This is a genomic window from Hydrocarboniphaga sp., assembly GCF_965279055.1.
Lineage (GTDB): Bacteria > Pseudomonadota > Gammaproteobacteria > Nevskiales > Nevskiaceae > Hydrocarboniphaga.
This window is the reverse complement of record NZ_OZ257125.1, coordinates 3,735,456-3,749,253: the sequence shown is the minus strand read 5'-3', so window position 1 is coordinate 3,749,253 and position 13,798 is coordinate 3,735,456. Positions and strand designations below refer to the sequence as shown.

Here is a 13,798-nt window from a genome sequence, read left to right as displayed (position 1 = left end):
CAGTCGGCTCCCTCGATACGCGGGCAAAGCCCGCTACTCGGGACGAACGGAGTTGGATTGTGTCGGGATTTAAGGCCTCTCAGCCCGCCAGCCGCTTCACCGCGATCTCGCGCAGCAGCTTGAACTTGATCTTGCCGCTGCCGGTGACCGACAACTCCTCTTCACTGAACAGCAGCACTTCGCGCGGCAGCTTGAAACTCGCCAGGCGCTCTTTCAGAAAATCCATTAGCGCCGTCACGTCGAGCGCGAGACCGTCCTGCGGCACGATGCAGGCGACCACCATTTCGCCCAGCGTCTCATGCGGCACGCCGACGGTCTGGGTCAGCCGGATGCCGGGGTAGGTCGCGATCACCGCGTCGATCTCCGGTGGCGCGACGTTGGCGCCGCCGGTCTTGATCATCTCGGTCAGCCGGCCTTCCCAGAACAGCCGGCCGGCGTCGTCGACATAGCCGCCGTCGCCGGTGCAGAAATAGCCGGCGTCGTCGAAGCTGTCTTCCAGCGTCTTGCCGATGTAAGCGAGCATCAAGGTCGGGCCCTTGATCGCGATCTCGCCGCGCTCGCCGCGCGCGACGACCTCGCCGGTCTCCGGATCGAAAATCTTCAGCGTATTGCCGGGCAAAGGCAGGCCATAGCTGCCGCGGAACTCGGACTCCGGCGTGTTCGCCGGCACCGCAGTGTTGATCGTCAAAGTCTCGGTGGTGCCGAAGGCCGGCCGCAGCTGCCAGTCGGTTTTGACCGTCGGATGTTTCAGCAGCGTGGTGCCGTAGGTGATGTAGTGCAGGCTGCTCAGGTCGACCTTGTTCCAGTTCTCCGAAGCCTCGAGCCGCGCCCACTGATGCGGCCGGCCGTTCGGGAAGCTGACTTTTTCCTTCTCCATGATCAGCAGCGCCTCGTCGGCCTGGAACGCCGGCTGCAGGATAACCGCGCCGCCGCTGCTGAACGCATTGCCGCAGACCATCGACAGGTTGCCCGACCAGAAGAAACCGTTGCCGGTCCAGCAGCGCACCGGGTAGCGCTCGGCGTCGATGTCCATCAGCCGCGGCCAGCGCCACCACTGGATCGCCAGCGCGCGCTGTGCGTGCAGGATGCCTTTGGGCATGCTGGTGGTGCCGGAGGAGAAGAACAGCACGCCGGCATCGCCGGGTGACACCGACGCGGCTCGCGCTGCCACTTGCGCTGCGTCGATGCGATGGCCGGCGGCGAGAAAATCGTCCCAGCGTTCGACGATCAAAGCGTCGGCACTGGCTGGCGCCGACACCGCGGTCACCGTGTCGAGCGCGACCAGGCGCTGCAGAAACGGAAACTTCGTCGAGCTGAATTCGCCTTTTTTTGCGCTGGAAATGCGCGGCTCCAGCTCGACCAGCATCGCGCCGAAATCCTTCTTCAGCACCTGGCGTTCGTACAGCAGCAGCGATACGTTCGAGGCCTGCAGCAGGTATTCGAGTTCGTAAGGCGTCGAGAACGTGCTCAGCGCCACCGCGACGCCACCGGCCATCGCGGTGCCGAACAGCGCCGACAGATACTCGGGCCGGTTGGTCATCAGGATGCCGACGCGGCTGTCCTTGCCGACGCCGGCCGCGATCAGTGCCTGTGCGACTTCGACCGAGCGCTGCCACAGCTGGTCGTAGCTCCAGCTGATGCGGCCGCCCGGCGCATGCAGCACCAGCGCTTCGCGCGCGCCGTAGCGCTGCGTGATCTCGCGGGCGTAGCCGGCGATGGTCAGCGCGCCGATGCCGGGCTCGTGCGCCAGCGGGGAGCCGTGGACGATTGATAGCGTGGCTGCGGCGTTGGTCATGGCGATCCTGCTGACGCTGTCATTCCCGCGAAGGCGGGAATCCAGGGGACGGTAGCGCGGTACTGCAAGAACTGGATTCCCGCCTTCGCGGGAATGACAAAGAGGCTGCGCATTCTTATCGAGACACTCAGTACGGCAGCTGCACTTCCGCCTTGCCGGTCAGAATCGTCTCGCCGTTCTGCGTCTTCATCTTCACCTGCACGACGACCACCGGGCAGCCATAGACCGAGCGCTCGATCTTGTCGACGACTTCGCCGTCGATGTAGGTGATGTCGCCCTCGAACGCCGGGCTGCGGAACTGCGTGACCGAGTGCCAGACGAAGCCGTTGTGGCCGGCCCAGTAGGCGATGGTGTCGACCTGCCAGGCGTTCATCGACGCGCCGTAGCCGTACATGCCGCCCATGCCGATGTTCGCGGCTTTCTCCAGATTCAAATGGCCGCTGGACGGGCCGTAGTACAGGCCGTCGCCCTGGCGCGGATCGATGCGCCGCGCGTCGTGGTCATAGGTCATGTCCTGGGCGAAGCCGGCGTCTTCCTTGGCCGGATCGTAGGCGCCTTCGGGCACGTTCCAGCGCCAGGTGCCCCAGATGTTCTGCCGGTACGCGCGGTACTCGGTGACGAAGGTCGTGATCGTGTGCGGGCCGATCACGCGGCGTGGCAGTTTGTCGCCGACCTTGACCGAGCTCCAGTTCGGCGACTTGCCTTCACGCCCCGACAGCAGCCAGTCGTAGCGCAGCTTGTGGATCTCGGCCAGTTCCTGCTTGTCCCAGCGCTTCGGCGAGGCTTTCTCCTTGCCGTACACCTTGCGCTGGTTGGCTTCGTCGATCAGGTAACGGATCGCGGTGGCGCGCTCGCGCGCGACCAGCACGCCGTTCTGGTTGCGGTGCTCGGTGTCGCCGCGCGTGAACACGGTCGGGCCGGCAAAGCTGGTGTCCTTGACGTCGTAGCCGTCGAAGCGGCGCTTCTGGAACAGCTTGTCGCCGGGGCGAACTTTCGCATCGAAGAACCACCATTCCTCGCCGCCGAAAATCAGGTGCGAGCCCGGGATCTTGCCGACGCAGGCCGGATGGCAACCGTGGCCGTAGTCCATCGCCACCGCGAACGACTGCGGCGCGACGATGCCGCCGAACTGCGATTTCTGCGCGAACTCCTGGTCCCAGTGGATCGGGTTCGGATAATCCATCGCCATGACCCAGCGGCGGATGTCGGTGGCATTGCAGGGGTCCCACAGCTCGGCAAAGATCACCGGCTTGCCGATCCATTTGTCGACATCGCTCATGTCGAGCTTCACTTCAGACATCCCGCTCTCCGGAAATAATTTTGGTGAACAGATCGTATCTTGCGGGCGCCGCGTGATCCCGTCATCCAGCGCCGGTGCATCGACAGTAGGCGCACGCGGCGGGGCCAGCCAACAAACCCCGTTTGTCCCGAGTAGCGGGCTTGCCCGCGTATCGAGGGAGCGGACCGGCCTCGCAGGCGTCCCTCGATACGCCGCTGAAGCGGCTACTCGGGCGGAACGGATGTTGGTTGTGCGCTGCTCAAACCAGCACTTCGATCCAGTCCTCGACCACGCGCAGCTCGTAAGTCTTGATCGGCTGCGTCGCCGGCAAACAAAGCGGCTTGCCGGTGGCCAGGTCGAAGCGGGCGCCATGCGTCGGGCAGGCGATCCAGCCGTTGCCGAGGCGGCCGCGCTCCAACGGCTTGTCGTTGTGCGAGCAGACGTTGGAGATCGCGTGCAGCTGGCCGTTGACGTTGCACAGCAGGATCGGCTTGCCGGCGACGCTGAGCGGCTTCTTGCCGTTGACCGGCAGTTCCGCGAGCGCCAGCACGCGGGTGAATGAAGTCGACACGGTTGTTGGCTACCTTTGGATCGCGGATGGAACCCCTCTCCCTTCGGGAGAGGGGCAGGGGTGAGGGACTCTTAGTTAAGCGCCATGCGCGACGTCCAGGCCCTCACCCGGCGCTGCTTCGGGGTCCCCACGAAGTGCTCGCACTTCGTGGGGTGGATCAAGCCACCCTCTCCCGGAGGGAGAGGGCAACTGTGTCGACTACTTGCCGACGTACTTGTCCACCGCGCGCTCGAAATGGCGCACGCGGATTTCCTGGTAGTTGCCCAGCGTCAGGCCGCTCTTGGCGCTGGCCTCCAGGCCTTCCTGCTGCAGGATCAGGTTGTCGGTGTCCTGGTCGAGGATCTTGCCGAAGGCCTCGGTCATGCCGGGCGCCTCGCAGAACGACTGGTGATCCTGCAGACGAATCGGCTCCGCCGGCATCGGCCGCGCGGTGCCGGGCGCAACCGGCTTCATGAAGAACACTTCGTACAGGCACTTGCGATGGTCGTGCGGATCGGGGCGGAAGCGGTAGACCAGCGGCAGCGAAATACCGGGCCACAGGAAGATGTTCGGGAAGATGGTGTAGGAGAAGGCATCGAGCAGTTCCGAATCCGAAACCTTGCTCAGATCGGTGCCCGATGCCTGTTCGAACATGCCGCGGAACATCACCGCCATTTCCGCGCGCGCGGTGCTGCCTTGCGGCACTTTCGGCTTGGCGGCGCCGCCCATGGCGGTGGCGTCACCGATGGTGAACTGGTCGAAGATGTCCTGCTCGGTGTACTGGCCGTACAGATGCGGGCTGAGCACGCCCAGCGTCGAGATGAAGCGATTGACGTGCTCGCCGTAGGTGTCGTACTGCGAGTTCGCGTCGGCGTTGCTGATCGCGACCTGCGGATGCGTTTCGATGACGTGGTAGGCCTCCAGGAACGCATCGATACCAAGCTTCCAGTTGCACGGCAGGCGCTTGACCACGTGCAGGTAGATGCTGCGGTCTTCCAGGCCCCATTTGTCGAAATGCGACTTGGCTTCCGCGCCGACGTAGTCGGCGAAGCTCGGCGCATCCGGGTCCATGTTGATGAAAACGAAGCCCCACATCAGCTCGACGCGCACCTGCGGCAGCGCGAAGTTGTTCGGCTCGACATGCGGGAAATCCCAGTGGCAGACGGTTTCCTTGTGCGAGCCGTCGAGGTTCCAGCTCCAGCCGTGGAAGCTGCACTTGAATTCTTCGGCGCTGCCCTCGGTGCCGCTGGCGCGCAGCTTGGTGCCGCGGTGCAGGCAGGCGTTGTAGTAGCCGCGCACTTCGGTTTCGGTGACGCGGGTGATGATGAACGAGTACGGACCGATGTCGTAGACGTGGTAGTCGCCGACGTTCGGAATATGCTCCTCGCGGCAGGCAAACTGCCAGGTGCGCGTCCACAGGTTCTTGAACTCGCGCTTGGCGTAGTCGGCGTCGATGTAGCGATCCTTGGAGATGTCCTCGTCGCCCATGAAGTGGTAGGACTCGGAGCGCACCCAGCCCGGTGCGGCAACCTTGTCGGCGGCGATGATGTCCTGCGTGCTCGGCGCGCCGGGGCAGCGTGCGGCACCTTTCGGAAGGTCTTTGAGCTTGATGATGGTGCTGTCGTTCATGGTCTGCGTGTCGTCCTCAGGCCGCGGCGCGATGCGCGATCGCGGCGGTGTCGTTCTTGTAGATCGCGCCGTCCTTGATGATCAGGCGCAGACGCGTGGCGTCGCACAGCAGCGACAGGTCGGCCAGCGGGTCACCGTCGACCAGCAGCAGATCGGCGAGATAGCCTTCACCGATTTCGCCGAGCTTGTCGCCGCTGACGCTGGTCATCAGCGCGCCGCCGTTGCGCGTGGCGCAGCGCAGCGCCTCGCCCGGCGTGTAACCGTAGTAATCGACGAAGAACTGAAGGTCGCGCGCATTGGTGCCCTGGCGGCTCCAGGCGAAGCCGTAGTCGCCGCCGATCAGGTGGCGGATGCCGCGCTTGCGCAGCGCGGTATGCGTCGCCACCGAAGCTTCTAGTAGCCCCGGAATGCCCATGTAGCCGCCGATTTCCGCGCTCAGGCCGTAACCGGCCGCTTCGTTCTTGACGATGGTGTGGAACAGGCTGACCGTCGGCACGACGAACACGCGGTCCCTGGCTTCCTCGAACATGTCCAGCGTTTTCTCGTCGCTGTATTCGCAGTGGAACAGCACGTCGACGCCGGCTTTCAGGCAGGCCTGGGTACCACCGATCGAGCGCGTATGCGCGTTGACCTTGCGGCCATAGGCGTGCGCGGTTTCCACCGCCATCAGGATTTCTTCATACGCCATCGGCGTCGTATTGGCCGGCGTGTTCGGATAGAACGGATCGCCGGAGACGTCGAGCTTGATGTTGTCGCAGCCCTCGCGGCAGCACAGGCGCACGGCTTTGCGCATTTCCTCGGGGCCGTCGACGATGATAGACGGGCCCTTGCGCGGGTTGTGCAGCTTGCTTTCGTCGCCCATCGCGCCGGTGACGGTGATTTCCAGCGAGCCGGCGCGGATGCGCGGCCCGGGCAGGCGGCCGGCGTCGACCTCGTTGCGCACCGCGACGCCGAGCCGCAGCTTGGCCTCGGATGCGCCCCAGGCGCTGGTGAAGCCATGATCCAGCAGGACCTTGGCTACGCGTGCAGTCAACAGCGTGTGTTCTTCCGGCGGCGGCGCGATCAGGTCTTCGGTCGAGGTCACTGCCTCGAACGACAGGTGCGCATGGCCCTCGGTCATGCCCGGCATCAGGGTCATGCCGCGCGCCTCGATCACGGTGGCGCCGCTGCGTGGCAGCTGGCCCGCTCCCCGCGCTACCGCGCTGATGCGGTTGCCGATGATCAGCACCTCGCCGTCGAAAGGCGCCGCGCCGCTGGCGTCCCAGATTCTGGCGCCTGCAATGATGGTTTTATTCATGGTTTCTGCCTCCCAGCCCTTTAACCCGGGCTGTTGCCGGTGACCGATTATGCAACCCACCTCCCGGGGCCAGATGACCCCGCGCGCACCCGGCCTTGCCTGCCCCGGCCAGCCGCCTTTGGCGCGGTTTGGCGCTCGCTAGACTCGCGGCTATTCGCAAGCCTTGCCAGGCAAAAACTCCAGGCAGAACGGGGAGAGAGACCGATGATCAAAGGCATACACCACGTCGCCGTGCACGTGCGCGACATGGACCGCATGGTGAGCTTCTACAAGCAGGCCTTCGGCTTCGACGTGGTCGGCGAGCCTTTCGAGTGGAGCGACAGCGAGTTCATTGACCGCATCGTCGACGTGCCGAACTCGGCCGCGCGCGGCGCGATGCTGCGCGCCGGCAACTGCTACATGGAAATGTTCCAGTACAGCGCGCCGCAGCCGGTCGCGCCCGGCCCGCTGCAGCCCTACGACCGTGGCTACACGCATTTCTGCGTCGATGCGACCGACATCGAGTTCGAGGTCGAGCGCCTGCGCGGCCTGGGCATGAGCTTCAGCCAGCCGGGGCCGATCGACGTCGGTCATGTGAAGTCGATCTACGGCCGCGATCCGGAAGGCAACCTGATCGAGATCCAGCAGACCGCGGAGCATTGCGATTTCCGCATGGACAAGCTGCCGAAGCGGCCGGCTTAGCAACAAGCCCTCTCCCCTTGCGGGAGAGGGTGGCCCGAAGGGCCGGGAGAGGGGTTGTGCTCTTCAAGTTCGCAACCCCTCTCCCGCCGCTGCGCGGCACCCTCTCCCACAAGGGGAGAGGGTAAAACCAGAGACCATTTGAATCCCCGATGACGAAGTCTGTAACCACGCTGGATGACAAGTACCTGCAGACCGGCGGCCGCGTATTCATGTCGTCGAACCAGGCGCTGGTGCGGCTGCCGCTGGACCAGTCGCGACGCGATCGCGCGGCGGGGCTGAAGACCGCGGGTTACATCTCGGGCTACAGGGGCTCGCCGCTCGGCGTCTACGACTCGGCTCTATGGGGCGCGCAGAAGCTGATCGACGCGCACGACATCCGCTTCGTACCGGGTCTGAACGAGGAACTCGCGGTGAGCGCGATTCGCGGCACCCAGCAGCTCGCCTGGTTCGGCAAGTCGGACTTCGATGGCATCTTCGGGCTGTGGTACGGCAAGGGCATCGGCGTCGATCGCGCCTGCGAATCGCTGAAGCTCGGCAATCTCGAAGGTGCCTCGGCGACCGGCGGATTTCTCGCGATCGCCGGCGACGATCACGGCGGCAAGTCCTCGGACAGCGCGCACCAGAGCGAGCACACGCTGATCGCGGCAATGCTGCCGGTGCTGTATCCGGCGACGATCGCCGAGATCATCGAATATGGCCTGGCCGGCATTGCGATGTCGCGTTATAGCGGCGCTTATGTCGCGCTCAAATGCATCACCGATACGCTGGATCTGACCGCATCGATCGCGCTGCCCGATCCGCACCGCGTCTATGCGACGCCGGGCGACATCGTGCTGCCGCCGCAGGGCCTGAACCTGCGGCAGAACCTGCCGCCGCTGGTCGAGGAAGACGCGCTGGTCAATCGTCGCCTGCCGGCCGCGACCGCATTCGCGCGCGCCAACGGCCTGGACCGTGTCGTCATCGGCGGCGAACGCCGCACGCTGTCCATCGTCAGCGCCGGCAAGGCCTATCTCGACGTGCGCCAGGCGCTGGCCGACCTCGGCCTCGACGAGCGCAGCTGCGCGCGGCTCGGCATCCGCGTCTACAAGCCGGCGCTGATCTGGCCGATGGACCCGAAGCGTCTGATCGATTTCGCGCAGGGCAGCAGCGCGGTGCTGGTCGTCGAAGAAAAGCGGCCGGTGATGGAAGAGCAGATCGCGCGGCATCTGTATGCGCTGGAGGCGCGGCGTCGTCCGGCGATCACCGGCAAGTACGATCTGAACGGTACGCCGCTGCTGCCGTCGGCCGGCGAGCTGCGCGTCGCGCAGGTGCGCAGCGCGATCAGAACCGTGCTGCAGCAGCTTGGCATCGCCGACGAACGCGTCGATACGCAATACACCGCATTGCAGGCGCTGGAAACGCGTGCGCTGTCGCTCGGCAGCGCGACGACGCGTCCCGCGTATTTCTGCAGCGGCTGCCCGCACAACACCAGCACCAAGACGCCGGACGGCGCGCTCGCGCTCGGCGGTATCGGCTGCCACGGCCTCGCCGCGGTGGTGATGGATCGCAACACGATGCAGTTCGTGCCGATGGGTCACGAAGGATCGCCCTGGGTCTCGGTCGGCCAGTTCGTCGAGCTGCCGCATGTGTTCCAGAACATGGGCGACGGCACCTACTCGCACTCCGGCATCCTCGCGATCCGCGCTGCGGTCGCCGCCAAAGCGACGCTGACTTACAAGCTCCTCTACAACGACGCGGTCGCGATGACCGGCGGCCAGCCGGTGGAGCTGGGCATCACGCCGGTCGGCATGGTGCAGCAACTGCTCGCCGAAGGCGTCAAGCCGGTGAGGCTGGTATCCGACAATCCCGAGCAGTACAAAAGCGCGGGCTTGCCGGCCGGCGTCACGCTGCATCACCGCGACGATCTGGATCAGGTGCAGCGCGAGCTGCAGAAGATCAGTGGCGTGTCCGCGATCGTCTACGAGCAGACCTGCGCCGCAGAAAAGCGTCGTCGCCGCAAGCGCGGCCTGATGGCCGATCCGGACCAGCGCGTGTTCATCAACCCGGATGTCTGCGAAGGTTGCGGCGACTGCTCGGTGGCCTCCAACTGCATCAGCGTGCTGCCGCTGGAGACCGAGTTCGGCCGCAAGCGCAGGATCGACCAGTCCACCTGCAACAAGGACTACAGCTGCGTTAAGGGCTTCTGCCCGTCGTTCGTCACCGTCAGCGGCGCGAAGATCGCGGTGCGTTCCAGCGGCGATCCGGAGCGGCTCAAGCGGCTGATCGCCGCGCTGCCGCTGCCGCCGATCGCGGCGCTCGACGAGCGCGGCTGCAACATGCTGGTCGCCGGCATCGGCGGCACCGGCGTGCTGACCATCGGCGCGCTGCTCGGCATGGCCGCGCATCTGGACGGCAAGGGCTGCACGATTCTGGATCTGACCGGCATGGCGCAGAAAGGCGGCTCGGTCACCAGCCACATCCGCATCGGCCGCGATCCGCAAGGCATCTACACCTCGCGCCTCGGCGAGGGCATGACCGACGTGCTGATCGCCTGCGACATGATCGTCGGCGCCGGCGCGGCGGTGCTGAAGACCGTCCGCCCCGGCGTCACCGCGGCGATCTTGAACACCGACGTCGCGCCGACCGGCGACTTCCAGGCCAACAAGCATCTCGATCTCGGCGAAGGGCGCATGCGCGCCGCGGTGATCGATGCCCTGGATGGCGGCGCCCTGTACGAACTGCCCGGCAGCCGGCTCGCGACCGAACTGACCGGCGACAGCATCGGCACCAATATCCTGATGATGGGCTACGCCGCGCAGCGCGGCCTGCTGCCGCTGTCGATCGCGTCCATCGAGCAGGCGATACGGCTCAACGGCAGCTTCATCGAAGGCAATTTGCGCACTTTCGCTCTGGGCCGCCTCGCGGCCCACGATCCGGAAGCGCTGTCGCGCGAGCTCGGCGTCGCCAGGCAACTCGTGCCACTGGCCACCGTCGACGAGGTGCTCGCGAGCCGCGAGCGCCTGCTGACCTCGTATCAGAACGCGGCCTATGCGCAGCGCTTTCGCAGCTTCGTCGACGACATCGGTCGGCGCGTCGCTGCGCTACCGCTGCGTGACGGCGAGCGCTTCACGCGCGAAGTCGCGCTGACTCTCGCGCGGCTGATGGCCTACAAGGACGAGTATGAAGTCGCGCGCCTATACACCGATCCGCAGTTCATGCAGCGCATCCGCGAGCAATTCACCGGCGACTTCAAGCTCAGCTTCAATCTGGCGCCGCCGATGCTGCCGGGCCGCGATTCCAGCGGCCGGCCGAAGAAACGGCGCTTCGGTGCATGGATGCTGGGCGCGTTTCGCGTACTGGCAAAGTTCAAGGGGCTGCGCGGCACCGCCCTCGATCCGTTCGGCTATTTCCCGGAACGGCGCCTGGAACGGCGGCTGATCGAGGACTATCGCGCGCTGATTCTCGGCCTGGTGGACAGGCTGCGTGCGGGCAATTTGTCCGCAGCGGTCGATATCGCGCACGCAGCTTCGGAGATCGCCGGCTACGGGCCGGTCAAGGGTGCGGCGGTGACGGCATACGAGCGGCGGCTGAAGGACTTGCTGCAGGCATTTGAGATGGCTCAAACGCCGTCGCGCGCTCGCGCCGCGTGAAGCCTGTAGGAGCGGGCTTGCCCGCGACCCTGCGAGGTCTCGGTCGCGGGCAAGCCCGCTCCAGTCCGCGGGCCGGCTTTTCTACCGATCGACTAGCGTCGATACTGGCCGCATGTCGACATCACGCAATCTGATCGAAAGTGCCGCGCTGGGCCTGCTCACGCGCAGCGCACGCGTCGCCGACGTGCAGGTACTGGGCGAGCACTATCGCCGCATCCGGCTCGAAGGCGAGAACCTGTGTGGCCGCGACTGGACGCCGGGCGACACCGTGCGGCTGATGCTGCCGGGCTGGCACAAGCGCTGCTATACGCCGTCGCAATGGGACGGCGAACGCGGCCAGGTCGACTTCGTCGCCTACCTGCACGGCGACGGTCCGGCCTCGCTCTGGGCTGCCACGGTTGAAGCCGGCGACGACTGCCAGATTCGCGGCCCGCGCGGCGCGATCGATCTGCGCACGGTCGCCGCCCCGGCGGTGCTGTTCGGCGACGAGACCTCGCTGAGCACGGCGATGGCGCTGCGCGATATCGATGCGCGTGCGCGCATCGTGCTGGAAGTCGCCTCGGTCGCCGAAACGCAGCTCGCGCTGCGGGCGCTGGGCATTGGCGATGCGATGCTGCTGCAGCGCGAGGCCGACGAGCGCCAGCTCGACGACTGCGCGCAGCGCCTGATCGCGGCCTTGCAGGCGAATGCGGAAGCCGGCGCCGCACTGACCGGCCGTGCGCCGGCGATCCAGCGCCTGTACAAGGCCCTGCGCCGTGCCGGCATCCCGCAACGGCGCATCCGCAATCACGCGTACTGGGCGCCGGGCAAGAAAGGCCTGGAGTAAGCGCTACGCCGCGGCGCTGATCTCGCCGGATGCCGCCTGCGCGGCGATGTGATTCGCCGCGACAAAGCCGAAAGTCAGTGCCGGGCCGATGGTGCCGCCGGCGCCCGGATAGCAGTTGCCGAAGGGGCTGCCGGCGTTGTTGCCGGCCGCGTACAGGCCTGGAATCGGTCGGCCGTTGCCGTCGAGCACGCGCGCCTGCGCATCGGCCTTCAGGCCGCCCTTGGTGCCGAGGTCGCCGAGGTTGATCGGCAGCGCGTAATACGGCGGCTTGTCGATGGACCCGAGGCAGGGATTGGGCTTGACGTTCCAGTCGCCGAACATCTGGTCGTAGGCGTTGTTGCCGCGGCCGTATTCCGGATCGACACCGGTCCTCGCATACCCGTTCATGTTGGCGATGGTCCGCTTCAGCGCATCGGCGGGCAGATGAATCCTCGCGGCCAGCGCATCGACGCTGTCGGCGCGGAAGAGGTAGTGATCCCACCAGTCCGGCGGAATCTTTTTGTCCGGCATCAGGATCGTCGGCATGATGCCGCCAGCGGAGAATTTCTCGCGGAATGTCGCGTCGAACACCAGCCAGCATGGCGTGTTCGCGCCGGTCTTCAGCTGATCCGCGACCATCGCCTTGCCGAAGTCGTCGTAGCCGCAGGCTTCGTCGACGAAGCGCAGGCCGAGGCGATTCACCGCCACGCTGTGCGGGCGGCCGACGTCGAACGCGGCCTGATGGATCTCCTCGAAGTTCGAGGCGCTCGCCATCGGCATCTGCATCGTCGGGATCCACCAGCCGGACTCGGTGTGCTCGGTGGCGGCGCCGATGTCCATGCCGGCGATCAGCGCGTCGCCGCGGTTGGCGTCTTCCGGCGAACTGCTGTGGCGGGTCAGGCCCGGCACCGGGAAAAAGCGCTCGCGCAGTTCCTGGTTCCATTCGAAGCCGCCGGCGCACAGCACCACGCCCTTGCGCGCGCCGATGTCGTACCGGCGCCCGTAGTGAACGACCGTGACGCCGCCGACCGAGTTGCCGCTCATCAGCAGCGAGTCGAGACGCGTATCCAGGCGTACTTCGATGCCGCGCTTGAACACCGCCTTGTACAGCCAGCCCATCATCGCCGCGCCCATCGTGAAGCGGCGGTCGCGCGCGGTCAGCTTGCGCGTGCCGAAATCGGTCCAGTAACGCAGGAACATCTTGATGAAGGTCAGTACCCAGCCCTTGGCGCGCGTCGAGATCGAGAAGAACTCCATCACGTCCATCGAGTAGCGGCCGAACACCTTGAAGCGGTTGTACTGCTCGCGCATCAGCGGGAACTGCGTGTCGCCGAGTTCGCGGCCGTCGAAAGTGTCGCAGATCAGCGAGCGGTCGCCGCGCGCGCTCGGCGCATGCGGATAGTAGTCCGGCCAGGCGGCGACGTTGACCGGAATGCCGACCGTTTTCATGAAGCGCACCATCTGCGGCGCGGCGTCGAGATACGCGGCCAAGCGGTCGCGCTGTATCGGCCCGCTCATCACCGCGTTCAGATACTCCATGGTCCTGTCGCGGCTGTCGTCATTCGGCGCCAGCTGATGGTCGGGCACCCATAGCACGCCGCCGGAGGTGGCCGAGGTGCCGCCATACTTGTGCGCCTTCTCGACGATCAGCACCGACAGGCCGAGTTCCCTGGCACGCAGTGCGGCCATCGCACCGGCGGCGCCGGAGCCGATCACGATCACGTCATAGCTTTCATTGCTGCTCATGCTTTTTCTCCACAAGCCGCTGCTTTCAATCCAGCGGCGCGACGGTGACTTTCAGGCCATCCAGCTGTTCACCGAGCACGATCTGGCAGGACAGCCGGCTGCTGGGTTTGACGATGTGCGAGACCATGTCCAGCGTCGCGATCTCGACCTCGTCGGCGGCACCGACCCTGGCCTGCCAGTCGGCATCGACATAGACATGGCAGGTGGCGCAGGAACAGCCGCCGCCGCAGTCGCCGAGGATGCCGTCGACGCCGGCATTGCGGCCGACTTCCATCAGCGTGGTGCCGATCGGCGCGTTGTCGATGACGCGCGCTTCGCCGTCGTTTTGAACCAGGACCACCTTGATGCCACGCATGAATCGACTCTCCGTGTTGCGCTGCCGCGTTG

General features: G+C 65.9%; 10 protein-coding genes. 3 read left to right on the top strand and 7 right to left on the bottom strand.

All coding sequences use genetic code 11. The annotated features are described in order from the left end of the window. Positions 1–79 precede the first annotated feature (79 nt). The 5 genes from ACQZF9_RS16895 to ACQZF9_RS16875 form a co-directional block, all read right to left on the bottom strand. A complete protein-coding gene (locus tag ACQZF9_RS16895) occupies positions 80–1,795 on the bottom strand; it encodes a class I adenylate-forming enzyme family protein (RefSeq protein WP_428310126.1) in 1,716 nt (571 codons plus the stop codon). Positions 1,796–1,922: 127 nt separating this feature from the next. Then, on the bottom strand, positions 1,923–3,095 hold the full coding sequence (locus tag ACQZF9_RS16890) for an FAS1-like dehydratase domain-containing protein (RefSeq protein ID WP_428310125.1): 1,173 nt from the start codon (positions 3,093–3,095) through the stop codon (positions 1,923–1,925). A 238-nt stretch (positions 3,096–3,333) separates the two neighbouring features. Continuing rightward, positions 3,334–3,645 carry a Rieske (2Fe-2S) protein gene (locus ACQZF9_RS16885; protein WP_428310124.1) on the bottom strand — a complete coding sequence of 104 codons (312 nt, stop codon included), beginning with the start codon at positions 3,643–3,645 and terminating at the stop codon, positions 3,334–3,336. 198 nt (positions 3,646–3,843) lie between these two features. Continuing rightward, positions 3,844–5,253, bottom strand: a complete 1,410-nt coding sequence (locus ACQZF9_RS16880; RefSeq protein ID WP_428310123.1) for an aromatic ring-hydroxylating oxygenase subunit alpha — start codon at positions 5,251–5,253, stop codon at positions 3,844–3,846. A 16-nt stretch (positions 5,254–5,269) separates the two neighbouring features. After that, positions 5,270–6,550, bottom strand: a complete 1,281-nt coding sequence (locus tag ACQZF9_RS16875) for an amidohydrolase family protein (RefSeq protein WP_428310122.1) — start codon at positions 6,548–6,550, stop codon at positions 5,270–5,272. 204 nt (positions 6,551–6,754) lie between these two features. Here ACQZF9_RS16875 and ACQZF9_RS16870 point away from each other — a divergent pair, with 204 nt between their 5' ends. The 3 genes from ACQZF9_RS16870 to ACQZF9_RS16860 all read left to right on the top strand — a co-directional run bounded on the left by ACQZF9_RS16870 (position 6,755) and on the right by ACQZF9_RS16860 (position 11,686). After that, complete coding sequence (locus tag ACQZF9_RS16870) at positions 6,755–7,231, top strand: VOC family protein (protein WP_428310121.1); 477 nt, start codon at positions 6,755–6,757, stop codon at positions 7,229–7,231. A 149-nt stretch (positions 7,232–7,380) separates the two neighbouring features. After that, the gene (locus ACQZF9_RS16865) at positions 7,381–10,860 is read left to right on the top strand and encodes an indolepyruvate ferredoxin oxidoreductase family protein (protein ID WP_428310120.1); all 3,480 of its coding nucleotides are present in this window, start codon (positions 7,381–7,383) and stop codon (positions 10,858–10,860) included. A 112-nt stretch (positions 10,861–10,972) separates the two neighbouring features. Then, positions 10,973–11,686 (top strand): siderophore-interacting protein, encoded by a 714-nt coding sequence (locus ACQZF9_RS16860; protein ID WP_428310119.1) that lies wholly within the window; start codon positions 10,973–10,975, stop codon positions 11,684–11,686. A 3-nt stretch (positions 11,687–11,689) separates the two neighbouring features. Here ACQZF9_RS16860 and ACQZF9_RS16855 read toward each other — a convergent pair whose 3' ends face one another. Together ACQZF9_RS16855 and ACQZF9_RS16850 are read right to left on the bottom strand one after the other, a co-directional pair. After that, positions 11,690–13,411, bottom strand: a complete 1,722-nt coding sequence (locus ACQZF9_RS16855; protein ID WP_428310118.1) for an FAD-dependent oxidoreductase — start codon at positions 13,409–13,411, stop codon at positions 11,690–11,692. Between the two features lie 25 nt (positions 13,412–13,436). Beyond that, positions 13,437–13,766: a 2Fe-2S iron-sulfur cluster-binding protein gene (locus ACQZF9_RS16850; RefSeq protein WP_428310117.1), complete on the bottom strand. Its 330-nt coding sequence runs from the start codon at positions 13,764–13,766 to the stop codon at positions 13,437–13,439. Between the last annotated feature and the right edge of the window lie 32 nt (positions 13,767–13,798).